Below are 25707 nucleotides of genomic sequence, written 5' to 3'. Positions count from 1 at the left end.
AACACGGGTCGATCCTGTTGTACAACAGGCATCCCCGTGTGGTGTAGGTGCCTATGCGCCCCGCACGCGCCGAATACTATATTAAGAAAATATCAGGAGAAACCCCATGATCAAGCCTATTGGTGCCGACGAACTCATGCCTTTGTTCGTTTACGATACTAATGAACACGAAGCGCTGAGCAAAGAGGCCGAAGGTCTGCCATCAGTGGTCATCAGCTCTGCCGCCGCCGGTAATGCGGTGATGATGGGCGGTGGTTATTTTACCCCGCTGACAGGTTACATGAACGTGGCCGATGCCATGGGTTGTGCCGAAAACATGAAGACCACCGATGGCAAGTTCTTCCCGGTGCCGGTGCTGAACCTGGTTGAAGACATCGCTGCCATCAAGGGCGCCAAGCGTATCGCCCTGCGTGACCCGAACGTTGACGGTAACCCGGTGATCGCCATCCAGGACGTCGAGGCCATCGAAGAGGTTAGCGATGCGCAGATGAAGGTCATGACCGATAAGGTCTACCGCACCGATGATGTGGAACACCCGGGCGTAGCGGCATTCAACAGCGTCGGCCGTTTTGCCATCTCCGGTCCGATAAAGGTCCTGAACTTCAGTTACTTTATCGAGGAATTCCCGGATACCTTCCGTACCGCCGTCGAGATCCGTAACGAGATCATGGAGCGTGGCTGGAAGAAGATCGTGGCCTTCCAGACGCGTAACCCGATGCACCTGGCTCACGAAGAACTCTGCCACATGGCCATGGATCGCCTCGGTTGTGACGGCCTCGTCATTCACATGCTGCTTGGTAAGCTGAAGCCGGGTGATATCCCGGCGCCGGTGCGTGATGCCGCCATTCGTAAGATGGTTGAGTTGTACTTCCCGCCGAACAGCGCCATGGTCACCGGTTACGGTTTTGACATGCTCTATGCCGGCCCGCGTGAGGCCGTGCTGCATGCCTACTTCCGCCAGAACATGGGTGCCACACACTTTATTATTGGTCGTGACCATGCCGGTGTCGGCGACTACTACGGTGCCTTCGATGCGCAGACCATCTTTGAAGAGGAAGTCCCGGCCGGTGCCATGGCGATAGAGATCTTCAAGGCCGATCACACCGCCTGGTCGAAGAAGCTGAACAAGGTGGTGATGATGTGCGAGGCCCCGGACCACGAGAAGGAAGACTTCGTGCTGCTGTCAGGCACCAAGGTACGTGAAATGCTCGGTAACGGTGAAGCCCCGCCGAAGGAATTCTCACGCCCGGAAGTCGCCAAGATCCTGATCGATTACTACCAAAGTCTATAGAAGCTCGTATAAAGGGCCGCCCTCTGGGGCGGCCTTTTTATTTGTGGCTGCAGGCATGGTATAAAAACCTATGCGTCCGGCTTATTTATTATTACTTGCCCTGAGTATCCTGCTCGGCGGCTGTGCCGAACTGGCTTATTACGGTCATGCCGCGGCCGGGCAGCTTGAGGTCATCAATAATCGTCGCCCCATCCCTGAGGTGATCGCCGACCCGCAAACGCCAGCAGCCGTGCGTGAGCGGCTACAGTATATCGAACGGGCGCATGCCTTTGCGATTCGCGCCTTACACCTGCCGGATAGTGAAAGCTACCGCAGCTACAGTGATGTGTCTCGTCCCTACGTACTCTGGAATGTGTTTGCGACGCCGGCCTTGTCATTGCAGCAGAAACAGTGGTGTTACCCATTTTTTGGCTGTCAGGGCTATCGGGCGTTTTTTAACGAGGCCTATGCACAAGAACTTGCTGCTGAACTACAGGCACAGGGCTGGGATGTGTATGTAGCGCCCTCGCCGGCCTACTCTACGCGAGGTTGGTTTGCGGATCCCATTTATAACCCGGTGCTGCGTTATCCGGCCATCGACAGTGCCGCGATCCTGTTCCATGAACTGGCGCATGAAAAGATCTATCTGAAAGATGACTCACAGGCCAATGAGTCGTTTGCCATGACGGTACAACTGGAAGGCGTAAGACGCTGGTTGATGGAACAACAACAAGCTGAATACTTTGATGCGTATAATAAGAATATACGACGTGACGAGACATTTGTCTTACTGTTGATGGGTTACCGGAAAAATCTTGAGGAGCTATACGCAAGCGAAAACACGACCAGGTATAAGCGAGCAGAGAAAAGGAGAATACTAAACCAACTCCATCGGGCCTATCTGACATTGAAAGAAAGTTGGAAAGGTTATGCTGGTTATGATCATTGGTTTACTAAAAAACTTAATAATGCCGTGCTGGCGCCGGTTGGCACCTATCATCAGGACGTACCGCTTTTCCAGGCATTACTGGAACAGCACCAGGGCGATCTGCCAGCCTTTTATAAAGCGGTAGAAGAACTGGCGCAAATGGATGCAGCACGTCGTCGGCAAGAATTGAACGCCTTGCTGCCCGATTAGCCTCGGTACAAATATTCCGGCACGACCTCTTCAATCGCCACGGGCGTACCAAATCTGGCCGGGAAACCCTCGGCACAGACACTATCGACAGTCAGTGAAAGGTAGTTGTCATAACTCATCGGTTTGCCGGGCAGCAGGCCGAGTAGTCTCGCCTGCAGGGCGGAGGCACTATCGTTCAGGCCAATAATCAAACGGTGATAGCCACAACACTGCGCCGTATAGCGAACCAGGTCTTTTAGCGTATACGTGTTTGGCCCACACAGGTTATAGGCCTGGCCAATGGTGTCGTCGTCAACGAGTGAAAGCATAAAGGCGCGTGCCACATCTTCAACGTAAACGGGGGCAAAGCGTGAGGCCGGGCAGGCCAGTGGGAAGACCGGGGCGAAGCGCAAGAGTGAGGCAAAGCGATTAAAAAAACTGTCTTCCGGTCCAAAGATGATGGAGGGACAAAATCGTGTGGCGGACAAGCCGAGTCGGCCTGCCTCGACGACAAGCTGCTCGGCCTCACCCTTGCTGCGCAGGTAGTGACTCGGCCCGCGCTCGGCATCCGCATGCAGGGCGCTCATGTGCAGGAGACGGGATACCCCCTGATTTTGACAGGCGTGAATGAGCTTGCGCGTGAGTTCGACATGGACATGACGAAAGCCGCTGCCATCTGAGCCCTTTTCGTTAAGGATGCCGACCAGGTTGATGGCGGCGTCACAACCGGTCAACAGGGTCTCCAGCCTGGCAGGCTCATGGATATCGCACTGCATGATTTCCACACCGTCCAGTGTGCGCAGTGGTTCTTGGTTACCGATATGCCGACGTGAAGGCACGCGTACCAGCCAGTTATTTCCGGCCAGTAACCGGCATAGCGATTGACCCACAAAACCGTTGCCACCCAATACACAGATACGTTTCATGCCTTGAGCATAGAACGCAATTCGATAAAATAAAACCTACTAATCTTACTGGGTAAGTGTGCGTTTAGGGATTGTGCTTTATTCCGGTGAGGCGATGCTTGAGTGGACTGATGGGTTCACCGAGATGTTTCTCAAAAATGGCCATGGTTGCCATGACCTTTTTTACATAGTTGCGCGTTTCATTAAAAGGCATGGTTTCGATCCAGATATCGGCATCCTGGTCAGCGGATTTTGGCAGCCAGCTTTTTACGCGCTGGGCACCGGCATTATACGAGGCCGTGGCCAGCACCTGGTTGCCTTTGTTGATATCGAGTACACGTTTCAGGTGTGCGGTACCGAGACGAATGTTTTTATCGACGTTGAGGATCTCGTGTTGGTTGCGCAGTGGCAGTTTGAGTTTACGTGCCTCGTAACGGGCCGTGCGCGGCATGAGCTGCATGAGGCCGAGTGCCCCGGCGTGAGAGCGAGCATCGCTCATGTAGGCACTTTCCTGGCGCAGGATACCGAAGACCCAAGCGGTATCGATACCGTTGTGTTTGGCATGTTGCTTGACCTGTTTTTCATAAACGATGGGAAAACGCAATTTCAGGTCATCCAGCGTATCCGTACGGCCAAGCGTAAAAACGACACGGTCATGCCAGTTCCAGCGGTTTGCCAGCATGGCGGCGATTTGCAACTGACGTTTTGTGAAGTCTTTTATGGTGTAATGCCACTCGCGGCGGGCATCGACCTTCAGGCCAACATGATAAAGCTCCTCGGCGCGACGAATGCCCGGCAGTGTGCGTATTTGTTCAAGTTCGGCCTCTGTGGAGACCAGGGGTGTGCCCTCGAGTGAATAGGGCAGCTCAAGCCGGTCGGCGGCCAACAGGCTATGATAATTATGTCGTGTAGAGAGCGTGGTATAGATATCGTTGGCCTGCTTTTTAAAGCCGAGTTTTTCCAGCGCTCGTGCTCGCCAGTATTGCCAGGTTTGTTTTTCTGTCATGGTCGCAGGCATGGCCTCGATGCCCTGCAGGGCGGCATGCCAGTTTTCGGCACGTAGCGCACTGCGTACGCGCCACTCCTGTACGGTCTCATCTGTCCAGCTGATATCAACGCGACTGAGTAGTTCATGGGCATTGTCGAGCCCCTGTGTCGCTGCGGACAGGCCTATGCGTCGTTCCAGCTTACCAATATCTTCCTGGGTAAAGGTGTAGCGAGTACGGATTCCACTCCAGCGTTTCGTCGCCTCGGCGGCATCGAGGCGCGCCAGGCGCTCCAGGCCATGCAGCAGGATCTCCCTGACCAGCGGCACATCCTTTTTCAGGGAGGGATGATCAAGCATCTTCGCCGGTTGGCGGTACATACGATACCAGCGCTCTACCCAGACGCGGTCGGCCGGGCCGAGAAATTTGGCCAGGTAACGCGCGAGGCTTGGGTGGCGTTGGTGCATGGCCAGGCGGATGCGTTGCCAGATCAATTCCGGCGTTGCCGCACCGCTGGCGCGCCAGTTTTTAAATACGCTATCACAGGCACTTGGCTGGGATTTCCCCTTTAACCACAGGGCCTCGGCCTCAAGGCGGGCCTGTTGTTTTTTGCCGAGGGTTTGCAGGGCGTGGGCATGCTGGCAGGCAAGCTGGGTATTATCCAGGTCCCGGTAGTCGGCGACAAATTGTTTCCAGCGGCCCTGGCGCGCCAGCTTCTTTAGCCACTGTCGGCGTAGGCGTCGTTGCAGGGGCGAATCCTGGTTGGCCTCGAGAAAGCTATGGATACGGCTGGCCGGTTGCTGGCCCAGATTACGCTTGAGGTATTCATACTCCAGGTAGGGCCTGAGAGGATAATCCTGTAAACCCTTGAGCAGTTTTTCATAGCGCTGGGTGGCCCCCTGGCGCGCGGCCTGGCGTGCCTCGCTGAAATCCCGGCGCTGTTGGTCGAGGCCGGCCAGCGCCGACAGCGGCAACAGGCACAGGCAAACAAGGCAGGCTAGATATGTACGGCTATTGGCGGACATGGTTGTGATCAGGCTCGAGAATTACTTGCTATGCTGGCACGAATGCTAGTCAGAGTATAGCGTCAGAATGCGGGCAGGTCTGGGGGACGCTACGGGTATAAGCACAGTTTTATTACAGCATTTAACCTGAATGGACGTTATATTAGTGTGCGGGCAACGGGGGTGGGGTCAGGATATGGGCTACGACAGACTTAATAAGGGTGAGGTCCGCATCGGCCAGGAATTGCCTTATGCGGTGTATGACGCTTATGGTAAGTTATTGTTAAGAGAGGGATATATTATTGCCTCGGCCTATCAGCTGGATAACCTGATGCGCCGTGGCATGTACCGGCGGCGTGAGGACGAGAATAGCCGGACCAGGGCTGTGAGTGCGTATCGCGAAAGCCCGTTTCTCCGCCTGCAGGTTCTCAGCCAGCGCCTGACGGGCCTGCAGGTGGCCATTGCGGCGGGCCAGACGGAGGCGGCTGCGGGGATGCGCCGCCTGAGTAAGGATATTCAACGGCTCTGTGAGGAGGCGCCGGATGCCTTGCTGGCGGCGGTGCATCTTGTGCACGAGGACCTGTATACCACCTACCACCCGCTACACCGGGGCATCCTTTGTGAGCTGGTTGGCGCGCAGCTCGACCTGCCACTGGAGAGGCGCTTGTCGGTCATGTCGGCGGCCCTGACGGCGAATATTGCGATCCTGGAATTACAAAACCAGCTGTATGAACAAAAGGCACCGCTTAGTCCTGAACAGAAATTGAAGATTCACGCCCACCCGTCCGAGAGCGTGCGTCTACTCAAGGCGGCCGGTGTCGATGATCAGCTCTGGCTCGATGTGGTGTTACAACACCATGAACGTATCAATGGTGAAGGTTACCCCCTGGGCCTGAAGGCACCCCTGATCATCGAAGAGGCTAACCTGCTGGCCGTGATGGACCGCTACACGGCGATGGTGTCATCGCGTTCCTATCGTAAGTCAATGATGGCGACTGCTGCGCTGCGCAAGTTTCTGTTGCAGGCAGGGGGGGAGTTTGATGAAAAACTCTCCCTGTTACTCATTAAACAACTGGGAATTTATCCGCCGGGCACGTTTGTCAAACTGATAAACGGTGAGATGGCCGTGATCACGAAACGAAACCAGAAAGGTAGTATGCAACCTCAGGCGAGCAGTTTTATCAGCCCACGCGGCGGCATGTTTGCCAACCCCTTGCGACGGGATTGCAGCCTCAAGGAATACGCCATCAAGGAAGTCTGTGAGCTGGATGACAACATAAAACTCAACCTGCATGTGTTATGGGGTTACTGACGGGTCGGCAGAGGAATTCTCACTGTAAGTACGGCATACTTGAACAATGAATGAACAGGGCGAACTCCGGCGCAGTCTCTCCTTACCGCTTATTACTCTGTATGGTCTCGGTACGATAATTGGCGCCGGTATCTATGTGCTGGTGGGCGAGGTCGCCGGTCTGGCCGGTTACTTCACGCCCCTGTCTTTTCTGGTGGCAGCCCTGCTGGTGAGCTTTACCGCCTTTGCCTACGCAGAATTGGTGGCACGTTACCCGCGCAGTGCCGGTGAGGCCGTTTACATACAGGCTGCCTTTCGGCACAAATATCTGTCCCTGTTTGTCGGTTTGTTGATCATTAGTATCGGCGTGGTATCGAGTGCAACGTTGGTAAGTGGTGTCGTCGGGTATTTGCAGTTATTTGTGGACATCCCTGCCGAGATCGTTATTGGCGCTATGGTGCTGTTACTGGGGGCGATTGCCGCATGGGGTGTACGCGAGTCGGTCGGGTTAGCTGCGGCCTTGACGCTGCTGGAGATCGCCGGCCTGTTGATCGTTCTGTGGGTCGCCAGAGAACATTTTACCGACTTACCCGCACACAGCAAGGACCTGTGGCCGGGGATGGATGGCGGGGTGTGGCAGGCAATCCTGTTGGGTTCCTTTGTGGCCTTTTATGCCTTTGTTGGTTTTGAAGATATGGTAAACGTGGTCGAGGAAGTGAAGGAACCGCGAAAAAACCTGCCCAGGGCGATCATCATTGCCCTGGTCGTGACGACGATACTGTATGCAACGGTGGCACTGGTCGTCGTATTAAGTATACCCGTGGTCGAACTGGCCGCTAGCCAGGCCCCGTTGGCGGCAGTCTACCAGCGGCAGACGGGTGAACCGGCATGGTTTATTAGCTTGGTCGGCGTGGTGGCTGTAGTCAATGGCGTGCTAGTGCAAATCATCATGGCCTCACGCATCCTCTATGGTTCTGCGCGTCAGGGCTGGTTGCCGGCGGCACTGGGCCGGGTTCATCCGCGCACACGGACACCGTTGCTGGCGACGGCGATCATAAGCCTGCTTATCTGGGGCATGGCGATGTGGTTACCCCTGCTTACCCTGGCGCAGATCACGAGTTTTATCACCCTGCTGGTCTTCAGTCTCATTAATCTTTCCCTGATCGTGATCAAGCGGCGTGAACCTGCTATCGAGGGTGTGCGGGTCTACCCGATGGCGGTGGCCGTACTGGGTGTGGTGTTTACCCTGTCACTATTGCTGTTTCAGTTATGGCACTGGCTTTATGGCTGAAGCATGAGTACTTGGCCGCCTTTTTCGAGCAGGCGCAGCATGCTTATCTATAATACAGGGCTGGAAGGGTTTTTTGCGCTATGATAATGCGCATCAGGGAAGAGGGTGTTAATTACCTGAGTGTTTCCATCGGCCAGACCGCATACAGTACTATCCGGGTGTGTACTAGATAAGTAAAGACGTTGCCAATGCTTTTTCGGGACTACATAAATAAGATGCGTGGCGGTAAGCGCTGTCCGGCCCGCGCGCCCTGGCATGAAATTTTCTGGTCACTGCTAGGGAGTTTTATCGGCATCCTGGCGGTATACCTGATTGGCCACCAGCAGGACCTACGCCTTGAGGATTCGCTGTTTCTGGTGGGTTCGTTCGGTGCCAGTGCCGTGTTGTTATATGGCATACCGACCAGCCCCTATGCACAGCCACGTAACCTGGTGGGTGGGCATGTTATCTCGGCCCTTATCGGCGTGGGTTGTGCGACAGTCTTTAGTGACTACCCGGCCATTGGCGCGGCAGTGGCCGTCTCCCTGTCACTGGCGTTGATGCACCTGACGCGCACCGTACACCCGCCGGGCGGGGCGACTGCCATGATCGCCGTGATTGGTGGTGATACGATTCACGCGCTGGGCTATTGGTATGTGTTAACGCCGATTGCCCTGGGTGCCACGTTGATGCTGCTAGTCGCTATTTTGATCAATAACCTGTCACCGCATCGCCGTTATCCGCAGTATTGGTTTTAATCCCTGTAGGCCTATTTGCTGGCGTTGCCGCGGTTTATGAAGCTGCGGAATTAAAACTATTCGTCAATGCACTGAAGTCGCGGCCCGGGATCAGCAGGGCAATACAGATCGCCAATACGCCGATCGCAAGCCAGTAACGCTTTGAGTAGTGCTTACCTTTGTCTGATAACTTGCTATGTGGAGGCAAGCTGAAAATAGCCCCAAAGTTACTTTCCTTTGTATTATTTTCTTTTTCATAATAATGCTTGACCATCAGGCGATAAAAGATAATGGCATAGGCATCAAGCAGAATAATAATGGCTAGAATAGTTTCCATAAATCTCCAGGGTAATAGTGATTGCGATGGTTCAGGGCTGGATGTATTTAAAATTATCAGAGAGGCTGGCCTTGTCAATATGAATAGTATGATGATCCATAAACAATAGCCCCTCCCGTTTAAGACGTCCGATAATGCTGCTAACCGTTTGGCGGGACGCACCGATCATGTCAGCAATCTCCTGATGCGTAATATGCATGTTTAAGCAAAGCATGTCTTGCTTTTGTGCACCGTAGAGCATACTCATGCGAATGAGTAATTTGATAATACGTGAAGTGACGTCGTCCGAGGTTAGATTGGACAACATTTCAGACAGGCCTCGCAGGCGACAGGAAAGCAAGTCGATAATAGACATGGAGGCAGCGGGGTGTTGTGTCAGAAATGTATTAAAAGCAACACGTTTAATCAAATAAACTTCGGAAGGCGTACTGGCCTGTGCGTAGACAGCCCGCCTTGCGCCGCGCGTGATTTCGGACAAACCAAAGACCTCACCGGGAAAACAAAACCACAAGATGACTTCTTTAGCCTGTGCCGATAGCTCATAAATTTTGACCTGACCGGTTTTAAGTATGTAAACATACTCCGAAGCCGTGCCCGCACGAAAAATAAATTCAGATTTTGAAAAATATTGTTGATCAGCAATGGCCAGCAGGTCATCACGATCCGACAAGGATAGTTTATTGAGGTAGTCGGAGGTTTGAGTAAACCAGTTGAGTGTATTGCCCATAAAAAATGCCTAAAATTATATTATTAATATTCTTATTTAGTTAAACGCTAATATTCAGGTTGTCAGCCAGCTGACAGATTTATGCAAACAAGCGCGCCATATTGGGAAGTAGCCATAACTATAATATATCTAGCAGCACAGGCAGGAAATAACAACGCTATCGCCTGCACACATACGTAGAATCGGAGGGATTTATGAATACATCTGTAGCGCAAGGCAGCTTTATTCAATATTTGGTCGGTAATATTGAGGCCAGTGGGAGAAATCCGACGCGAGTGATAAGCGGGTTCCTGGCGGCGTGGATATTGTTTGCGCTTATATTATGGGTATTCCCAAGACCTGAAGGCCTGAGTGCCAGTGGCATGGCGGTCCTGGCCGTGGTTGTCTGGGCCAGCATCATGTGGGTATCGGAGGCATTACCGGTTGGTATAACAGGTATATCCGTCCCTACCTTGTTGATCCTCACGCATGGTATCCCCTGGATTGAGAAAAAGGGCAAGATTGTCCCGCCCATGGAAATTGTATTTTCCGGCTTTACCAAACATGTCGTCTGGTTGTGTCTATTTGCATTTCTGATCGGTGCTGTGATGCAGTTACTCAAACTGGATCGGCGCATAGCACTAGGCATCCTGGATAAAATCAAGGCATCCAACGTCGGCCGCGTTATCTGGGGCATGTTTTTTGTAAACATCATCCTCGCCTTCTTAATCCCGGCTGCAAATGCCCGTGCGGCAACTCTGTTACCGGTGGTTAAGGGAATTACCAATCTATTAGGCGATACACCTGAAGAGAATGAAGCCAAGAAGGCGATCATTATTCAGTCTCTCGTTTATGGCACCATGATCTGTGGTGTGTTTATCCTCACAGCACATCTGCCTAACCTGATTATGATAGGGATTTTTTCCAATAACGGTTTTGAGGGTCTGGGTTATCTGGACTGGATGTTATTGCAATTCCCTTATCTCGGAATGTTTGTCCTGACCCAGTGGTGGGTGCGTTATCACTTTAAAACCGGCGGAATCAAAATTGCCGGTGGTCATGCCAAGATTCAGGAAGAGCATAAGGCACTGGGTAAAATGTCTACTGCGGAGTGGATGCTGGTTTCAGTGTTTGTTTTGATTGCGCTGTTGTTCATGATGGGTAAGGGTAGTCCGATATACGAGCTGCATAAGTTCCAACTCGGCGTAATTGGCCTGATTGGTATTCTCGTTCTGTTTACCCCAGGATTATTTCCGTACACCTGGAACCAGGTTCAGGCTAAAACCATTTGGGGTACCTTCCTGTTATTGGGTGGCGCAATCACCATGACGGCGGCGATGTCAAAATCCGGTTTGGCACAGTTTTTAGCCGACGGCATTCATGGCCTGGTGGCCGGCCATTCCTGGTGGATGATCATTCTCATTATGATGGTAGGTACACATATCATCCGTATTGGCATGCTTTCCAATGTGGCGGCAATTGCGATGCTGGCACCGATTGTCTTCGCCATGGCACCTGCTTTGGATTTGCATCCAGTCGCATTTACTCTGCTGGTATGTGATACCGATACCTTTGCCTATTTGTTGCCGACGCAAATCACGGCGGCAGTGATTGCCTATGGCTCAGATGAGTTTAGTGTCACAGATTATGCGAAGGCGGGCTGGGTTTGTATTTTGATAGCCATTGCCTATGGCCTTCTCATTATGGCGCCATGGTATGCCTTCCTTGGACTGCCAGTATGGGATGCTTCTGTGCCGTGGCCATTCTAGGCGCCAAATAACAAGAGCGTAACGGGAGGCAGCCGATGATGGCTGCCTCCATAAGCTCTTAATGTTATTCACAGACAGACGAACAACAGCAATGCAGAAATAATTTAAGAACTGAGGTGGATTTATGAAAAAGATGTCTGATGCAGAATTAAAGAAAAAACTCGGTGACTATACTGCCCCGATTGGTCTGTATGGAAAAACCAAAGACATGGACTTCCTGGGTAAGGTCACCTGTCATATCGACCAGCTTGAGGCGGGCAGCTGGCAGGAAATTGTACTGGATTATGAGGTGGGCGCATCGGGTATCGCTGATGGTGCCTGGCTGAAGGCCACGTTCAAGTTTTATTCTGATTGGGCATTATTTCAGACCACCGTACCGAGTGATGCAAACTATGTATCTGCAGAATATCAGGCCGGGCCACTCGCAGAAGGTCAATCACCAGCAACGGTACAGTCTTTAAAAGTTCGCTTTGATCAAAAGGGTCATGAACGCCCGTTCCAGAAAGCGGTGATTGTCGATACGGTTGATGGTTATGTGAAGCCAGGTGACCACATCATTATTCGTTTGGGTGATCGTCGTTTTGGTGGCCCGGGCACACGTATTCAAACCTTTGTCGAAGAAGGTTTCCGCTTCCGTTGTTATATAGATCCCCTTGGCACATCACGTTTTTGCGATATCCCCGGTGATATCACCTTTGATATTGTGCCAGGTGCACCTTCCAAAATGGTTATGGCGGGTTCCAGGCTAGTTAAAAAAGGTGAAAAGGTTCCTCTGAAAATACGCGCAGAAGATAACTGGGGTAATACCTGCTGGAATTTGAATAATGAGCCGGTAGAAGTGATCGCGACATTAAACGGCAAGCAGGTTTATGACAAAACCTTAAACCTGAACAGTGACGGCTGGGCGGTGGTGAATGTCACTGACCTGCCGACGAATGTCGATGGTGAGCTGGAAATTACAGCGACACTGGTTAATCACCCGCGTGTGGATGCCAGTAACTTTTATATCACAATAGACAGCAAGTTTGCTTATCCTCGTAGTTACTATGGTGACCTGCATGTACACTCCGATGACACGGTCGGTACGAATAACACGACGTATAATCTAACCTATGGTCGTGATATCGCCGGTCTGGATATTCTCGGTTACACCGCAAATGACTTCCAGATCACCAAGGATCGTTGGGAAAAGGCCGTTGACCTGATTAATGATTTAAATAAAGACGGTGAATTTGTTTGTTATCCGGGAACAGAGTGGTGTGGCAACTCCTGTGCCGGTGGTGACCACAACGTGGTATTCCTGCGCGATGAGACGCCGCAATTTCCTTTTGATAAAGACGGTAACGTAGCACGTTCGTTCGAATGGAATGAGGATATGGTCGGCGATACCATTATGCCCGGTGCCTGGCCGCTGGAAGAACTCTGGGCTACCTATATAGATGACCCGGAAGGCCACCTGTTAATGCCACACGTTGGTGGTCGTCGCTGTATTATGGACTGGCATCACCCGGTACTGGAACGCCTGGTGGAAATTGAGTCGGCCTGGGGGCACTTCCCCTGGTTGTATGAAGATGTGATGCGACGCGGTTATAAACTGGGAGCCTCCGCCAATGGTGATGAACACCGTGGCCGCTGTGGTGGTGGTGTACCGGGTACGGCCGTATTTGGTACCAAGGGCGGCGTTACCGGGATCATTGCCGACAAACTGGACCGTAAGACAGTTGGTGAGGCCGTGCGCGCACGCCATACCTGGGCAACCACGGGCGAGCGTCTGGTGGGTTTAACCCACTGCGGCGATAATATTCAGGGTGATGAGTTTGAACATAAAGGTGCCGCTGAAATTAATTATCGTTTCCTTGGCGATGAAGGCTGGGATGAAATCGTCGCCTATGATCATACCGGTATTATCTGGGCACGGAATTTACAAAAAGAAGCCGGCTATTCTGATCGCCGCATCCGCATTCGTTGGGGTGGTGCCCGGATTAAAGACCGCTATCGCTGGGCGGATTGGAAAGGCACAATTACGATCACTAATGGCATAATCAACAGCTTCAACTCGCATGGCTTTGAACATGATGAAGAAACCTGTGGACGCATTAGTGCTACCCAGATCCGTTTCCGCACAGATACCTACGGTGATGCTGATGCCATTGATATTGATATCAGCAATCTTGAGAACTGCCGTATCAAGGTCAAGGGCACGATAGACGGTTACGTTAAAGTCGGTAACCCTTTAGATGGTAATCCTTTTGTACATTGCCCGACCTTTGAGTGGGAAATGACTGGTCAGGAATTACTGGAAGGTGGTGCCTTGCGTAAAGAGTTGGGGGGTACCGAACTATTCCTGGCAATGGAACGCTTGAGTGATCAAGCCATGCCGCGTGAAGTATCGGGTTCTTTCAAGGTTGATGCCAAAAATGGGCCACATGGCCATCGTCCTGTGTATCTGGCCGGTCGCCAAATTGATGATGGCAAGGTTTGGACTTCAGCCATGTTTATCAAGTTCAAATAATACAGGGCCGTCAACGATGTAGGTTGATCAAGAAATGCCGCCTGTGGGCGGCATTTTTTGTTAAGGCTGTGACAAACCATGTTGTTGGTAAAGACCTGCGGCGGTGTCACTCAGCATAAATTCAATAAAATTTTGTCCCCACTCACCCCCATCATGGAGGGCGCCAATGTGATAATCCGAGTAGACGTTTGCCTTTGATTCGAGTTCGATCAATTCAAAATCATCCGGAAAGATGCGTGTATAGCGTAAGGCCAGGTGGTAATAGACCATTGCCACATCGGCGCGGCCCGAGAATAGGGTCTGCGGGACCTCGCGGTGATGAATGGATTCGCCAAATACGATTTTCCTGGAATCCTTATCAATTAACCGGGCCACCGCTGCGACATCCGCGCCCTGTTCCCCTGCGACGTCCAGCAGGGTCTGTTTATACACAGAGTAACTTGCGCCTTCCGTTAGTGGATTAGACAGGGTCAGGCGTACATCCTCGCGTAATAAATCGGCAATACCATGAATGTTTTTCGGATTGCCCTTTTTTACCAGTAACACATTGCCACGGCTGCTGGCGAAAGGCCGGTGGGATGTCATCAGGCCGTTGTCGAGCAGTTTGTCGAGAATATTCGCGGGGCTGATAAAGACATGCGGCTGAATAGTTAATTGCAGATTGCCCAGCAACACGCCACCTTGTAATACAGATTGTAAGATCACCTGGGGTGGGGTTGTGGCGTAAAAGATATCCTGCACGTCGGGGTTGCTCTGTCTGAAGGCCTGACAACAGGCCTCCAGGGCCATGTGATGGTTGCCATCCGAAAACACCACCAGGCGGGCGGCCAGTGGATTGCCATGAAAATCGAGGCACAAGTTGGAATCTGCCTGCTGCCAGCGATAGCCGCTTATGGCATCCCCACGGCTAGCCTCAATGGGCCATTTCAGGCGCTTCGTCATGTTTTTAAATATAGGTAAGTTATTGAAAGTTTGCAACTATTCAAATAAATCATTCAACTCGCAAGGACAACTTTGGTAAAGTTGCCGGGCAAGTCGAACTGACCACAGCAAGACATTGCAATCGTTAAGGCAACAGAAAATACATATAGGAGTTGTATTCACGATCAATCACCATGGAGAGAAGATATGATTAATTATAATGGAAGATACGGTACATCATTCACGGGTCTGTTTACCCTCTGCGTTGCACTGCTGGCACTGATAGCAGCCAGTGCGACAGCCAGTGCGGGGCCTGATAACAGACGGGCGAGTGGTGGGGGTAAGGTACTCACCTTGAACCTGAAAGGCACCGGTATCGCCTATGATGCAGAAGTCCCTGCCATTGCGGGCAGTGGCACCACGGCGGCGACCTGTTTTGATGTAGAGTTGTTTGACTTATCGAATGGCCTGCAGATTGGTACGGCCACAGACTGTCTGTCAGACATCGTCGATAATGGCGGTTCTATACAACTGGTTGCTACGAGTTTTTTTAATTTCACAGGGGGCTCACAACTGGTTAGTCGTGGTCTGACCACGGTGCAACCAATCCTGCATGGTGCCAGTAACTTTACCCATATCACCGGGGCCGAGCCAAGTGGCGGTAATGACGTCATATCCGGTTCACGTCGTTTCAGGAGTGCGCAGGGCAGTGTACGTCTGTCAGGCCTGGTGAACCTTGCCGAACTGAATACATTGGGGCAGATCAGTTTTGATTGTATCTTTGTAGTGAATCTGGACTAGCGCATGCCCTGAAGCCTCAGGGGTTAACCCTGGGGCTTCTTTTTTTAGATACGTTTAAAAACTTAAAACAAGAAAAGAAAAAACTATATTTAATGCGCTCGCAGCCGGTGATTTAAAATCACCGCGATCGTTAACAGTAGCAATGCACCCGCCTGGTGTGCTGCACCGAGTGCAACCGGCACCACATAGACGAGCGTACTGATCCCCAGACCCAGTTGGATCAACAGCATCATGAACAATAGAGTGAAGGTGAAGCAGGTCGTGTCACTAATGGCCTTGCTTCGCCAGCCACGCAGGGCATAACTAAATACAGTAATGGCTACAAGCATGGCGAGCAGGCGGTGCGTGAATTGCACGGTGGCAAGGTTCTCAAACAGGTTCAGCCACCATGGCTGCAGGGCCAGGCCACCCGGCGGCAACCACTGGCCATCCATGAGTGGAAAGCTGTTAAAGACAAAACCAGCCTTGGTGCCGGCAACAAAGCCACCGGAGATGATCATAAGCAGGATGATGGCAGTGGTGAACTGGCCATGGCGTTTGAGGCCGCGCAGGCTTCGGTCACGGACCTCGATAGTACTGCTACGCAGCAGGCCCATGGCCACCCTGAGGATGACAACATAGATCGTGATCGCCGCGATCAGGTGGGCGGTGAGGCGGTACTGGCTTACCTGCGGTATATCGACGAGTCCGCTCTTGACCATGTACCAGCCAAGCAGGCCCTGCAGGCCACCGAGGATGAACAGTGTAATAAAGGTTGGTACCTGCCGTCGCCGGATCTTGCCGCGGGCGAGGAAGTATAGAAACGGCAGCAGGAAGGCCAGGCCGATGGCTCGGCCAAGCAAGCGATGAGAATATTCAAACCAGAAGATAGATTTGAATTCACTGATCGACATGCCCTTGTTGATCTTCTGGTACTCAGGCGAACTGCGGTATTTTTGCAGGGTCTCTTCCCAGGCCTGCTCACTAAGCGGCGGCACCGCGCCCATGATGGGTTCCCACTCCACCATCGATAGTCCGGAATGGGTCAGGCGTGTAACACCACCGAGGACGACCATGGCAAAGATCAGGGCGGCAACGATGAGTAGCCAGTAGGCCAGTTGCCGGCTATCACGGTGTTCATCAGGTAGAAAAGTTCTCATGGTGTAACAGGCTTCCATATCGCAATCTGTGATCGCGGAAATTGTACACCAAAGTTATGGGCCTATGTCCCGTTTGCCCTTGGTTCTCTTTATACGTCTATAGATGGTGACTGAATCGTCCGTGCAGGGCGTCACTGGTCAGGTAACCAAAGTTTTCCGCGTCGACGTGGACGAGAACCTCATGATCGCCACCCTCAAAGTAAATATCGGGTTGCTCGGCAAGGCTGTCATCGACGAGGGTCTCTATTCCATAGGCATCACCGATCGGGGGGATCGCGCCCAACTCGCAGTCACTGAACAGTCGCGGCAGTTCATTTTCAGTTGCCAGTGTCAGGGGCCGGGACATTTGTTCATGTACACGGGCCATGTCCAATTGGTGTGAAGCCGGTACGACGACCATGACATAGCCGGCGTCATCCTCGAGGATCACGGTCTTGGCGACATAATCGCCCGAGATATGCGCGCTCGAGGCTGTCTCAAGACTGCTATGGGACTTGTTGTGATGCAGGACATCAAAGGCAATATCCTGATTCTGAAGATATCGTTCAAGTGTAATGGCAATGGCCATGGTGTACCTCCCGGTGAACGGTCGTGGTTCGTCGTAAAGGCAGACGGCGAAATAGAATTATGAGGTATGCGAAGCGGCCTACAGGAAAACACTCCGCACTCTAAGTATAGGCCGGTGCCTGAAAAGCGGAAATAAAAGTTTTTAATCGGGTCTGTCAGGTCTATTGGAGTTCGACAATTTGTTGCCGCAGTTTTGGTTTGGTTATATCGGCGAGGCTAACACTATCGAGTTTTTGCAGAAATTCCTCGGTCGCACGGGAGAGCAGGCCCTTCAGGCGGCAGGCGCTATCAAGGGGGCAGGCATCGGCACCTGCGCTGAAACAGGCGACGATATCAAAGTGATTTTCCAGCAGGCGGATGACCTTGCCGATAGAAACCCTCTCCGCATTGTGGGCAAGCTTCATACCGCCGTGCTTACCACGCGTTGTCCGGACAAAGCCGTGTTCAACCAGTCCTTGCACCACCTTGACCAGGTGGTGGCGGGAAACATCGTAAAACCCGGCGAGTTCAGCGACGGTCACCTGTTGCCCGGGATGGGCAGCCAGGTACATGAGCACACGTAAGGCGTAGTCGGTATGAAGTGTTAATTGCATAGTCTTGTCAGGGTAACTTGCACTTTTATCTAGATGCTCTAAGCTTATACGAATTAAATATGTATTCAATATACATATTTAGATAAATTGCATTTTTCAATGAAGAGACAGGAACAGTAACTATGAGTACATTATTCGAGAAGATCGGTGGTGATGCCGCCGTTAACGCCGCCGTGGATATTTTTTACCGCAAGGTGTTGGCCGATGACAGCATTAGCCATTTTTTTGAAACCACCGATATGGAAGCCCAGCACGCCAAGCAAAAGGCCTTTCTGACCATGGCCTTTGGCGGACCGAATAACTACACCGGTGCAGACATGCGCAAGGCCCACGCGCCGCTCGTGGCCAAGGGCCTGAATGAAGACCACTTCAATGCCGTCGCCGGTCACCTGCAGGCCACTCTCGAAGAACTGAATGTACCCGCTGATCTGATTGGTGAAGTCATGGCGATTGCCGGCAGCACCAAGGATGACGTCCTCAACCGCTAAGTTAAGAGTTCTTTAGAATTTTGCCTGAGATTATCTATCAGGGTAAGGCCTATCCCTGTCAGCCCGATGAAACGGTCCTTGATACCTTGCGACGCAATGGTATTGAGGTGCCGTATTCCTGCTGTGCGGGAGCCTGTCATACCTGCATGTTGCATTGTCTGAAGGGCGAGGTGAGCGAGCGTTCGCAAAAGGACCTGAAGCCGGCCCTGAAGAACCTGAAGTATTTTCTTGCCTGCCAGTGCGTGCCGGAGCAGGATGTCGAAGTGGCCCTGCCCGATGATGAGGATGTCTATGTCTCAGCGCGACTGGTTGAGAAAGAACAACTATCGCCTACAGTCTGGCGCTTCCGGCTTGAGGCCGCGGTGCCCATCTATTATCACGCCGGTCAGTTTTTAAATCTGAAAAACGAGGCCGGTTGGGTGCGCAGTTATTCACTGGCGAGTCTGCCCAATGAAGATGAATTTCTGGAACTACACGTACGGCGCATGCCCGATGGCCAAATGAGTCACTGGCTCATTGATCATTTTTCAGTCGGTATGCATATCGAGATAGAGGGACCAAACGGGCATTGCCTTTATACCGATGGCGAACCGGAGCGCCCCCTCATCATGGTCGGCACCGGTACCGGGCTGGCGCCGTTGGTCGGTATATTGCGTGACGCTCTGCATCAGGGACATCGCGGTCCGATTCACCTGTATCATGGTGTGCGCACGCACGACGAACTCTACTTGCATGAAAGCCTGTTAGCGATGGCACAGCAACATAATAATGTGTACTACCACGCCTGTGTCAGCGGCGATGAGCCGGCCGAGGGCCTGCAGGCGGGACGTGCCGCCGATATCGCCCTGGGTGAACACCCAGACCTGAAAGGCTGGCGGGTATTCCTGTGTGGTGCCCCGGAGATGGTGCAACAGACGCGCAAGAAGGCCTTTCTGGCCGGTGCATCCATGCAGGACATCTCGGCGGACGCCTTTACCACGCCGGAACATTAGAAAAAACAATTGGACAGGATTCACAAGATTGAAAAAGGGGCACGGATAGCGTCCCGTTAAATCCTGTCTATTAATCTATATACATTTAGAGTACAGGCAAATAAAAAGGGGGGCTGTTAGCAGCTCCCCTTTTTATTTTGGAATAGACGTTGGCTTTAGAAGCAAGGCTTTTCCGGCGCGGTGTTGTAACGTTCAATAGAGGCGATGATCTCGGCCTTGGCCTCGTCCGGACCGGTCCAGCCTTCTACCTTCACCCACTTATTGGCTTCCAGGTCTTTGTAGTGCTCAAAGAAGTGTGCGATCTGGGCCAGTAGCATTGGCTGCACATCGTCGCAGCCTTTTACCTTGCGGTAGGACACGCACAGCTTGTCGATCGGCACGGCAAGGATCTTTGCATCCGGGCCGGACTCATCGGTCATGGCGAGCATGCCGACCGGGCGACACTGGATAACCGAACCGCTGATCAAGGGCACCGGCGTGACGACGAGTACATCCACCGGGTCGCCGTCCTCAGACAGGGTGTGGGGTACGTAGCCATAGTTGCAGGGGTAGTGCATGGCCGTGTTCATGAAGCGATCAACGAACATGGCGCCGGTGGTCTTATCGACCTCGTATTTGACCGGGTCACTGTGAGAAGGGATCTCAATGATGACGTTAATTTCTTCAGGGACATTTTTGCCGGATTCGACGCGATCGAGGTTCATATCTGGGCTCCCGTGCGGGGTTTGTTAGTTAAGCGGGCGGCTATTATAGCTAGTATATTAGATTTGTCTAATATTACCCCGATCAAGCAAGGCTTTTAGCCCCCGGTCATGGACATAATTCTAACTTGTTGTGAGGGTTTTTCGCGGAATTCATGCTTTTCGGGTTTGCGGGCGATGGCGCCGAGAATGGCCTCGCGCAGGCCATCATCACTAACCCCCCGGCGCAGCAGTGGACGCAGTTCGAGTTTGTCATCCTGGCCCAGGCACAAATAAAGGGTGCCGTCGGCGGACAGGCGCACGCGGTTGCAGGTCTCACAAAAGTGCTGGGAGATCGGCGTGATAAAGCCGATGCGCAGGTCGGTGTCGGCCACCTGCATATATTTGGCCGGGCCGCCGCCGGCCATAACGCCGGGCACCAGCTCATAGCGTTCGGACAGTTGTTGTTTCACGGTTTGCAGGCTGAGGTAATAATCCGTTGCGCCACGGCCGGTGTCGCCCATTGGCATGGTCTCGATGAAGCGCAGGGTGAAATTGTGTTCGAGGCAGAAATCGACCATGTCCTCGAATTCGTCGTCATTGACGCCGCGCATGGCGACCATATTTAGCTTAATCGGTTGAAATCCCGCCTGTTTTGCCGCCATCAGGCCATCAATGACCTTCTCCAGCTTGCCGCTCGTGATTTCTTTAAAACGCTCGGGACGCAGGGAATCGAGGCTGACATTAATCCGTGAAATCCCGGCCTGCGCCAGCGCCTCGGCGTGTTTGGCAAGGCGTACGGCATTGGTGGAGAGGGAAAGGTCCTCGATGCCGGGCAGTGCCGAAAGCCTCGCGGCAAGCTCGGGCAGGCCCTTGCGCACCAGTGGTTCACCACCGGTGAGGCGGACGCGTTTCACCCCGAGGGTGCCAAATATGCCAACTACCCGTTCAATTTCCTCGAAGCTGAGGATATGTTCCTGATCCTCAAAGTCATGAAAGTCCCTGGGCATGCAGTAATTACAGCGCAGGTCGCAACGGTCTGTGACAGAAAGACGCAGGTATTCGATGGGTCGGTTAAAGCTGTCGATAAGCTCGGGCATGCGGCGTCTGCCTTGTGGCAGTGAATAGTTGTCTGAGTATATCGCAGAGGGAAACACTACGACAGAGGCGGTCAGGTGAATATCCCCTGATAACACAGGTTATTCAGCCAATTAGACGCTATACTTATATAATGTGTTTAGTCACAATAGTGTTTAAACAAGAAAAAGCCATAGATTCAGGAAACGCATGAGTAAGCCAACTAACACCGACAATGTTTTTCACGTCAGGCCGGCCTGTGAGGATTGTGGTGTGCGCCGCCTGTGTCTGCCCGTGTCGCTGGATGGCGAGGCGCTAAGCCTGATGGACCACCTCGTGAAACGTCGTACACCCTTAAAGAAGGGTGAATATCTCTATCGTAGTGGCGACAAGTTTACTTCGCTTTATGCGATCCAACACGGGGCCGTTAAATCCTATGGTATAACACTTGACGGCAAGGAGCAGATCACGGGTTTCCACCTGACCGGTGAGGTACTCGGTCTGGATGCCATCGATTCCAGTACCCATAGTTGTAATGCCGTCGCCCTGGAAAAGACCGAGTTCTGTGAACTACCATTCGATGCACTCGAGCAACTTCAACGGCAGCTGCCCAGTCTGCAACATGACCTGGCCTGTATCATGAGCCGGGAGATCCGCCGTGACCAGAGTATGCTCATGATGATTGGCAGCACCTCGGCCGAGCAACGTCTGGCCCGGTTTTTGTTGAACCTTCGCGAACGCCTGCTCAAGCGTGGCTTTGATGGTGATCAACTACGCCTGCCCATGACACGCCAGGATATTGGTAACTATCTTGGTCTTGCCTTCGAGACGGTCAGTCGCCAGCTTGCACACTTGCAGGAGATTGGTATGCTGCATATTGATAACAAAAACATACGCCTGCTCGACATCGGTGGACTGGAAAGCCTCGCCGCCTGACAACAGATTTAATCCGGGCCTGCGGGGTGTATGTAAAACACATGCGGCTTATGAAACACCTCCTCCTGATTATTGCCTTTTTTATTACCACCGCGGCAGCCGCCGACGTTGAGCGCCTGCCTGAATACAGTCGCATCTACGACCCGAATCGTGATCCCTTTGTTGATGGTCGCGAGGCCATTGCCAACGCCCAGGCTACACAGCGCCGTATCCTGATTGAGCTGGGGGGTAACTGGTGTGCATGGTGCAACAAGCTGGAGCGGTTCATTGCCGGCAACAAAACAGTAAAAGCGAAACTTTACGAAAACTTTGTCGTCTTAAAAGTCAACGTCAGTGACGAGAACGAGAACCGTGAGTTTCTTTCCGCCTTCCCCAGGGTGATTGGTTATCCGCATTTTTATGTTTCCAGGAGTGATGGTTCAGTACTGTACTCAAAAGACACGGCCGAGTTATTGGAAAACGGGGAGTATTCGGCACAACGTTTTCTGGCGTTTATCGAACGCTGGCGGCAGAAAACAAAAACGGCTAAGACCACAAACAAACTGCATTGAACGCACATGAGTAAGCGACTCGACGAGTGGGACAAGCAGGTACCGGCATCGGTACTCGCCAAACAGCAGCGCCTGAATGCGCGCCGTCGTTTCCTGGCCGCCTGTGCCGGCACGGCCGCCTTACCCTTTGTGAGCGCGGCCCCTGTCGATGCCATTGCCGGCGAGACACCTGCCTGGCGAGTAAAAGAACCCTGGCTGACCCTGGCTGCCGTGCAGGAACACTTATTCCCTTCCAATGCCGAGGCCCCGGGGGCCAGACAGATCAATGCCACGCAATACCTGAAAAATGTCATTGATCATCATGATATTGAACAGTCAGAAAAAGACTTTATTCAAAGCGGGGTAAAGTGGCTGAATGGGCTTGCCAAAGAACAGTTTTCGCTAAGGTTTGTTGAACTGAATACTGCGGCAAAGGAATCAGTCTTGCGTAAGGTCGCGCAGAGCCGTGCCGGTGAGAACTGGTTATCGACCCTGCTGACCTACCTCATCGAGGCCTTATTAACCGCACCTGCATATGGCGGCAACACGAACGGCATCGGTTGGCGTTGGCTCGAACATCAGCCGGGTTTTCCGCAACCACCGGCCAGCAAGGTCTACTATCGCTTATGAACAAGCACTATGACATTTGCATTGTTGGTAGTGGCGCCGGGGGTGGTCCGGTGGCATTGGCCTTGTCAGAGGCGGGTTACTCGGTACTGGTGCTGGAAAAAGGCCCGTGGTTTACTGAAAAAGATTTCTACAAAGACGAACTGGCCTGTTGTCGGCGCAGTGTCTACACACCAAAGTTGAAGGACGAGCAACACGTCATCGAAGATGGAGGTCGTGAGGGTTGGGACGCGACGCCTACCGCGGAATCGGGCTGGGATTTCTGGAACGGTAGTTGTGTAGGTGGTGCCACAAATTTCATGAGTGGCTTTTTTTATCGCCTCAAGCCGGATGACTTTCGCCTGCGTTCGACCTTTGGCGGGATCGAGGGTGCCAATATCGCCGACTGGCCGATCAGCTATGCCGATCTGGAACCATACTATACAAAAGCAGAAACGGAAGTGGGTATTTCCGGCCACGTGGTCGAGCATAAATTTTCCGAACCCCGTTCGACGCAAGACTTTCCCTATCCACCGACAAGGGAACACCCGATTGTTAAAAATATCGACCAGGCCTGTGAGGAATTAGATTTTCACTCGCTGACGACTGCGCGCGCTGTATTGCCCTATGCCGACAAGGGTCGGCGTGGTTGTGAGTATTCCGGTTTTTGTGGCAGCTATGGTTGTTCCTCGGGGGCCAAGGGCAGTTCACGCGCTGCCTTGCTGAATCGTGCCCTGGCGACGGGGCATTGCGAGATTCGTCCGCACTCGAAAGTGTATCAGCTGGAAAGTGATCAGCAGGGACGCGTTACCGCCGCCCATTATTTTGATAAAGACAATGCCCGGCAAAACGTCACGGCGGACCTGTTTGTTGTCGCCTGTCATGCGATAGAGACCTCGCGGCTGTTATTGCTCTCGACCGGGCCAAGGCATCCGGATGGCCTGGGCAATCAGTATGGCCAGGTAGGCAAGAACCTGATCTTTTCGGCGGGCAGTACCGGCAGCGGTGATTTTGTTTACGACAAGCTGGACAAAAAAGACGCCGAACGCATGAAGACCCGTGGGCCGTTTGTGAACCGTGGCCTGCAGGATTGGTATTTTATTAATGACAGTCGCTTTGCCGGGCGCGCCAAGGGCGGCACGATCGATTTTCTCTTGCGGCACCCGAACATTATGTCTCGCGCCAGTGCGCAGAAGTGGGATGATGACAAGCTGGTGTGGGGCAAGGTCCTGCAGGACAAACTCAAATCGGCCATGACCGGGGCACAGACCCTGCGATTCGAGGTGTTTTGCGACTGGCTGCCGACAGATGACTGTTTTGTCAGCCTCGACCCCAAGGTCAAAGACAAGTGGGGCACGCCGGTGGCGCGGGTACGCATCGGTTATCACCAGCATGATTTGAAGGTCGCCGGGTTTCTGACCGAAAAGGCCGAGCAGGTCCTCCGGCAAATGGGTGCGGACAACATCCGTTCCGGTGTCAGCGGCGCGCCACCGGCCAACCTGGTTGCCGGCGGTTGTCGCTTCGGCGATGACCCGAAGACCTCGGTGCTGGACGCAGACTGCCAGGTACATTCCGCTGATAACCTCTATGTCACCGATGGCAGCTTCATGCCCACCGGTGGTAGCGTACCCTATACCTGGACCATTTATGCGAACGCCTTTCGTGTCGCGGACAGGATCCTGCAGCGACTCGGGAAAGCCAAATAATAAATAATATGGTTATGTCTGACAGTACTCAGAGTACACACACCGCCGATGTCGTCGCCTATACCCTGCATGGCAATCGCTACCTGAACATCACCAACCGCTGTAGCCTGCGTTGCCGGTTTTGTCCGAAGTTCAACAAGGTCTGGGACGTGCAGGATTATTCCCTGCGCCTGCACCACGAGCCGGATGTTGAGGAAATCCTCGTCGCTGTGGGTGACCCGGCAGCATATAAAGAGATCGTCTTTTGTGGATTGGGCGAGCCGACCCAGCGTCTGGATACGCTACTGGCGGTCGCCGCTCGCCTGCATGAGCAGGGTGCGAGGCTCCGCCTGAATACCGACGGCATGGCCAATCTCGTCTATGGCCGGGATGTTACGCCGCAACTGGGTGGGGTCATCGATGCCGTGTCAATTTCCCTGAATGCCCACAATGCCGAGCTATACGAACAGCATTGCCGACCACAGTACCCCGATGCCTTTGCTGGCATGCTCGATTTCACCTGTTGCGCCCGGCGGCACATCGCCGAGGTGACCCTGACCGCCATTGACGGCCTCGAGGGCGTCGATATCTCGGCCTGCGAGGCCATTGCCGCCGACTTAGGCGTCGCCTTTCGCCGTCGCGTACTGGACGTGGTCGGTTAGGCCCGTGCCAATGCCTCTTCCAAGGAGAGGGAATTGCCTGAAATTTTTGTAACTTGACCTGGATCAAGGCTAGCAGAACCAGTTGGCGTATAAACATACTGGCTAGTAAGAAAATAATAAATATCC

The 25707-nt window shown here is 52.9% G+C and carries 25 protein-coding genes; 15 read left to right on the top strand and 10 right to left on the bottom strand.

Features of this window, described 5'->3' with window-relative positions:
• The first annotated feature begins 106 nt into the window (after window positions 1–106).
• The gene (sat, locus tag EL386_RS14795; protein ID WP_126456990.1) at window positions 107–1291 is read left to right on the top strand and encodes a sulfate adenylyltransferase; all 1185 of its coding nucleotides are present in this window, start codon (window positions 107–109) and stop codon (window positions 1289–1291) included.
• Window positions 1292–1361: 70 nt separating this feature from the next.
• On the top strand, window positions 1362–2408 hold the full coding sequence (locus EL386_RS14790; RefSeq protein WP_126456989.1) for an aminopeptidase: 1047 nt from the start codon (window positions 1362–1364) through the stop codon (window positions 2406–2408).
• On the opposite strand, the gene EL386_RS14785 is transcribed toward EL386_RS14790, so the two are convergent.
• Together EL386_RS14785 and EL386_RS14780 are read right to left on the bottom strand one after the other, a co-directional pair.
• Window positions 2405–3313, bottom strand: coding sequence for a complex I NDUFA9 subunit family protein (locus EL386_RS14785; protein ID WP_126456988.1), 909 nt, complete (start codon window positions 3311–3313; stop codon window positions 2405–2407). The two genes, EL386_RS14790 and EL386_RS14785, sit on opposite strands and share 4 nt — an antisense overlap.
• Before the next feature lie 64 nt (window positions 3314–3377).
• A complete protein-coding gene (locus tag EL386_RS14780; RefSeq protein ID WP_126456987.1) occupies window positions 3378–5303 on the bottom strand; it encodes a transglycosylase SLT domain-containing protein in 1926 nt (641 codons plus the stop codon).
• A gap of 175 nt (window positions 5304–5478) precedes the next feature.
• Between EL386_RS14780 and EL386_RS14775 the strand changes: the two genes are divergently transcribed.
• From EL386_RS14775 to EL386_RS14765, 3 genes are all read left to right on the top strand, one after another.
• A complete protein-coding gene (locus tag EL386_RS14775; protein ID WP_126456986.1) occupies window positions 5479–6594 on the top strand; it encodes an HD-GYP domain-containing protein in 1116 nt (371 codons plus the stop codon).
• Window positions 6595–6640: 46 nt separating this feature from the next.
• Window positions 6641–7864 (top strand): APC family permease, encoded by a 1224-nt coding sequence (locus EL386_RS14770; RefSeq protein ID WP_126456985.1) that lies wholly within the window; start codon window positions 6641–6643, stop codon window positions 7862–7864.
• A gap of 215 nt (window positions 7865–8079) precedes the next feature.
• The gene (locus EL386_RS14765) at window positions 8080–8601 is read left to right on the top strand and encodes an HPP family protein (RefSeq protein WP_126456984.1); all 522 of its coding nucleotides are present in this window, start codon (window positions 8080–8082) and stop codon (window positions 8599–8601) included.
• 34 nt (window positions 8602–8635) lie between these two features.
• On the opposite strand, the gene EL386_RS14760 is transcribed toward EL386_RS14765, so the two are convergent.
• Both EL386_RS14760 and EL386_RS14755 read right to left on the bottom strand, forming a co-directional pair.
• Window positions 8636–8917, bottom strand: a complete 282-nt coding sequence (locus tag EL386_RS14760; RefSeq protein ID WP_126456983.1) for a hypothetical protein — start codon at window positions 8915–8917, stop codon at window positions 8636–8638.
• A 31-nt stretch (window positions 8918–8948) separates the two neighbouring features.
• A complete protein-coding gene (locus EL386_RS14755; RefSeq protein WP_126456982.1) occupies window positions 8949–9644 on the bottom strand; it encodes a Crp/Fnr family transcriptional regulator in 696 nt (231 codons plus the stop codon).
• Window positions 9645–9838: 194 nt separating this feature from the next.
• On the opposite strand from EL386_RS14755, the gene EL386_RS14750 reads away from it, so the two are divergent.
• Complete coding sequence (locus tag EL386_RS14750; RefSeq protein WP_126456981.1) at window positions 9839–11392, top strand: SLC13 family permease; 1554 nt, start codon at window positions 9839–9841, stop codon at window positions 11390–11392.
• A gap of 124 nt (window positions 11393–11516) precedes the next feature.
• Complete coding sequence (locus EL386_RS14745; protein WP_126456980.1) at window positions 11517–13904, top strand: hypothetical protein; 2388 nt, start codon at window positions 11517–11519, stop codon at window positions 13902–13904.
• 60 nt (window positions 13905–13964) lie between these two features.
• Here EL386_RS14745 and EL386_RS14740 read toward each other — a convergent pair whose 3' ends face one another.
• Window positions 13965–14846: a molybdate ABC transporter substrate-binding protein gene (locus EL386_RS14740; protein ID WP_126456979.1), complete on the bottom strand. Its 882-nt coding sequence runs from the start codon at window positions 14844–14846 to the stop codon at window positions 13965–13967.
• A gap of 186 nt (window positions 14847–15032) precedes the next feature.
• Between EL386_RS14740 and EL386_RS14735 the strand changes: the two genes are divergently transcribed.
• Window positions 15033–15626, top strand: a complete 594-nt coding sequence (locus EL386_RS14735; RefSeq protein ID WP_126456978.1) for a hypothetical protein — start codon at window positions 15033–15035, stop codon at window positions 15624–15626.
• A gap of 89 nt (window positions 15627–15715) precedes the next feature.
• Here EL386_RS14735 and EL386_RS14730 read toward each other — a convergent pair whose 3' ends face one another.
• From EL386_RS14730 to EL386_RS14720, 3 genes are all read right to left on the bottom strand, one after another.
• Entirely contained in the window at window positions 15716–16765 is a 1050-nt protein-coding gene (locus EL386_RS14730) for a COX15/CtaA family protein (protein ID WP_126456977.1), read from the bottom strand.
• A gap of 97 nt (window positions 16766–16862) precedes the next feature.
• Entirely contained in the window at window positions 16863–17333 is a 471-nt protein-coding gene (locus EL386_RS14725; RefSeq protein ID WP_126456976.1) for an aminoacyl-tRNA deacylase, read from the bottom strand.
• A gap of 160 nt (window positions 17334–17493) precedes the next feature.
• Window positions 17494–17925, bottom strand: coding sequence for an RrF2 family transcriptional regulator (locus tag EL386_RS14720; RefSeq protein WP_126456975.1), 432 nt, complete (start codon window positions 17923–17925; stop codon window positions 17494–17496).
• A 122-nt stretch (window positions 17926–18047) separates the two neighbouring features.
• Here EL386_RS14720 and EL386_RS14715 point away from each other — a divergent pair, with 122 nt between their 5' ends.
• Window positions 18048–18413 carry a group I truncated hemoglobin gene (locus EL386_RS14715; protein WP_126456974.1) on the top strand — a complete coding sequence of 122 codons (366 nt, stop codon included), beginning with the start codon at window positions 18048–18050 and terminating at the stop codon, window positions 18411–18413.
• A gap of 20 nt (window positions 18414–18433) precedes the next feature.
• Window positions 18434–19405, top strand: a complete 972-nt coding sequence (locus EL386_RS14710) for a 2Fe-2S iron-sulfur cluster-binding protein (RefSeq protein ID WP_197722116.1) — start codon at window positions 18434–18436, stop codon at window positions 19403–19405.
• 155 nt (window positions 19406–19560) lie between these two features.
• On the opposite strand, the gene ppa is transcribed toward EL386_RS14710, so the two are convergent.
• Window positions 19561–20109: an inorganic diphosphatase gene (gene ppa / locus EL386_RS14705; RefSeq protein ID WP_126456973.1), complete on the bottom strand. Its 549-nt coding sequence runs from the start codon at window positions 20107–20109 to the stop codon at window positions 19561–19563.
• Between the two features lie 95 nt (window positions 20110–20204).
• Entirely contained in the window at window positions 20205–21185 is a 981-nt protein-coding gene (gene moaA / locus EL386_RS14700; RefSeq protein WP_126456972.1) for a GTP 3',8-cyclase MoaA, read from the bottom strand.
• A gap of 187 nt (window positions 21186–21372) precedes the next feature.
• On the opposite strand from moaA, the gene fnr reads away from it, so the two are divergent.
• From fnr to EL386_RS14675, 5 genes are read left to right on the top strand one after another with little or no spacing between them, the layout of a single operon-like run.
• Complete coding sequence (gene fnr / locus EL386_RS14695) at window positions 21373–22098, top strand: fumarate/nitrate reduction transcriptional regulator Fnr (RefSeq protein ID WP_126456971.1); 726 nt, start codon at window positions 21373–21375, stop codon at window positions 22096–22098.
• Between the two features lie 50 nt (window positions 22099–22148).
• Window positions 22149–22649, top strand: coding sequence for a thioredoxin family protein (locus EL386_RS14690; RefSeq protein WP_172597749.1), 501 nt, complete (start codon window positions 22149–22151; stop codon window positions 22647–22649).
• 6 nt (window positions 22650–22655) lie between these two features.
• Window positions 22656–23258, top strand: a complete 603-nt coding sequence (locus tag EL386_RS14685) for a gluconate 2-dehydrogenase subunit 3 family protein (RefSeq protein WP_126456969.1) — start codon at window positions 22656–22658, stop codon at window positions 23256–23258.
• Window positions 23255–24940 (top strand): GMC family oxidoreductase, encoded by a 1686-nt coding sequence (locus EL386_RS14680; RefSeq protein ID WP_126456968.1) that lies wholly within the window; start codon window positions 23255–23257, stop codon window positions 24938–24940. The genes EL386_RS14685 and EL386_RS14680 overlap by 4 nt, the downstream gene beginning before the upstream one ends.
• A 14-nt stretch (window positions 24941–24954) precedes the next feature.
• On the top strand, window positions 24955–25581 hold the full coding sequence (locus EL386_RS14675) for a TatD family nuclease-associated radical SAM protein (RefSeq protein ID WP_126456967.1): 627 nt from the start codon (window positions 24955–24957) through the stop codon (window positions 25579–25581).
• The last annotated feature ends 126 nt before the right edge of the window (window positions 25582–25707 follow it).

The sequence above is a fragment of the Sulfuriflexus mobilis genome (assembly GCF_003967195.1).
Classification (GTDB): domain Bacteria; phylum Pseudomonadota; class Gammaproteobacteria; order AKS1; family AKS1; genus Sulfuriflexus; species Sulfuriflexus mobilis.
This window is presented reverse-complemented; position numbering and strand designations above follow the sequence as displayed.

Excerpts from the sequence above, each read along its gene's own strand:
- EL386_RS14725 (WP_126456976.1), bottom strand. The coding sequence starts at position 17,333 with ATGGCCATTGCCATTACACTTGAACGATATCTTCAGAATCAGGATATT.
- EL386_RS14765 (WP_126456984.1), top strand. The coding sequence starts at position 8,080 with ATGCGTGGCGGTAAGCGCTGTCCGGCCCGCGCGCCCTGGCATGAAATT.
- EL386_RS14730 (WP_126456977.1), bottom strand. The coding sequence starts at position 16,765 with ATGAGAACTTTTCTACCTGATGAACACCGTGATAGCCGGCAACTGGCC.
- EL386_RS14745 (WP_126456980.1), top strand. The coding sequence starts at position 11,517 with ATGAAAAAGATGTCTGATGCAGAATTAAAGAAAAAACTCGGTGACTAT.
- EL386_RS14715 (WP_126456974.1), top strand. The coding sequence starts at position 18,048 with ATGAGTACATTATTCGAGAAGATCGGTGGTGATGCCGCCGTTAACGCC.
- EL386_RS14755 (WP_126456982.1), bottom strand. The coding sequence starts at position 9,644 with ATGGGCAATACACTCAACTGGTTTACTCAAACCTCCGACTACCTCAAT.
- fnr (WP_126456971.1), top strand. The coding sequence starts at position 21,373 with ATGAGTAAGCCAACTAACACCGACAATGTTTTTCACGTCAGGCCGGCC.
- EL386_RS14780 (WP_126456987.1), bottom strand. The coding sequence starts at position 5,303 with ATGTCCGCCAATAGCCGTACATATCTAGCCTGCCTTGTTTGCCTGTGC.
- EL386_RS14740 (WP_126456979.1), bottom strand. The coding sequence starts at position 14,846 with ATGACGAAGCGCCTGAAATGGCCCATTGAGGCTAGCCGTGGGGATGCC.
- EL386_RS14770 (WP_126456985.1), top strand. The coding sequence starts at position 6,641 with ATGAATGAACAGGGCGAACTCCGGCGCAGTCTCTCCTTACCGCTTATT.
- EL386_RS14775 (WP_126456986.1), top strand. The coding sequence starts at position 5,479 with ATGGGCTACGACAGACTTAATAAGGGTGAGGTCCGCATCGGCCAGGAA.
- EL386_RS14720 (WP_126456975.1), bottom strand. The coding sequence starts at position 17,925 with ATGCAATTAACACTTCATACCGACTACGCCTTACGTGTGCTCATGTAC.
- EL386_RS14690 (WP_172597749.1), top strand. The coding sequence starts at position 22,149 with ATGAAACACCTCCTCCTGATTATTGCCTTTTTTATTACCACCGCGGCA.
- EL386_RS14680 (WP_126456968.1), top strand. The coding sequence starts at position 23,255 with ATGAACAAGCACTATGACATTTGCATTGTTGGTAGTGGCGCCGGGGGT.
- EL386_RS14760 (WP_126456983.1), bottom strand. The coding sequence starts at position 8,917 with ATGGAAACTATTCTAGCCATTATTATTCTGCTTGATGCCTATGCCATT.
- EL386_RS14685 (WP_126456969.1), top strand. The coding sequence starts at position 22,656 with ATGAGTAAGCGACTCGACGAGTGGGACAAGCAGGTACCGGCATCGGTA.
- EL386_RS14750 (WP_126456981.1), top strand. The coding sequence starts at position 9,839 with ATGAATACATCTGTAGCGCAAGGCAGCTTTATTCAATATTTGGTCGGT.
- EL386_RS14675 (WP_126456967.1), top strand. The coding sequence starts at position 24,955 with ATGTCTGACAGTACTCAGAGTACACACACCGCCGATGTCGTCGCCTAT.
- moaA (WP_126456972.1), bottom strand. The coding sequence starts at position 21,185 with ATGCCCGAGCTTATCGACAGCTTTAACCGACCCATCGAATACCTGCGT.
- sat (WP_126456990.1), top strand. The coding sequence starts at position 107 with ATGATCAAGCCTATTGGTGCCGACGAACTCATGCCTTTGTTCGTTTAC.
- EL386_RS14790 (WP_126456989.1), top strand. The coding sequence starts at position 1,362 with ATGCGTCCGGCTTATTTATTATTACTTGCCCTGAGTATCCTGCTCGGC.
- ppa (WP_126456973.1), bottom strand. The coding sequence starts at position 20,109 with ATGAACCTCGATCGCGTCGAATCCGGCAAAAATGTCCCTGAAGAAATT.
- EL386_RS14735 (WP_126456978.1), top strand. The coding sequence starts at position 15,033 with ATGATTAATTATAATGGAAGATACGGTACATCATTCACGGGTCTGTTT.
- EL386_RS14785 (WP_126456988.1), bottom strand. The coding sequence starts at position 3,313 with ATGAAACGTATCTGTGTATTGGGTGGCAACGGTTTTGTGGGTCAATCG.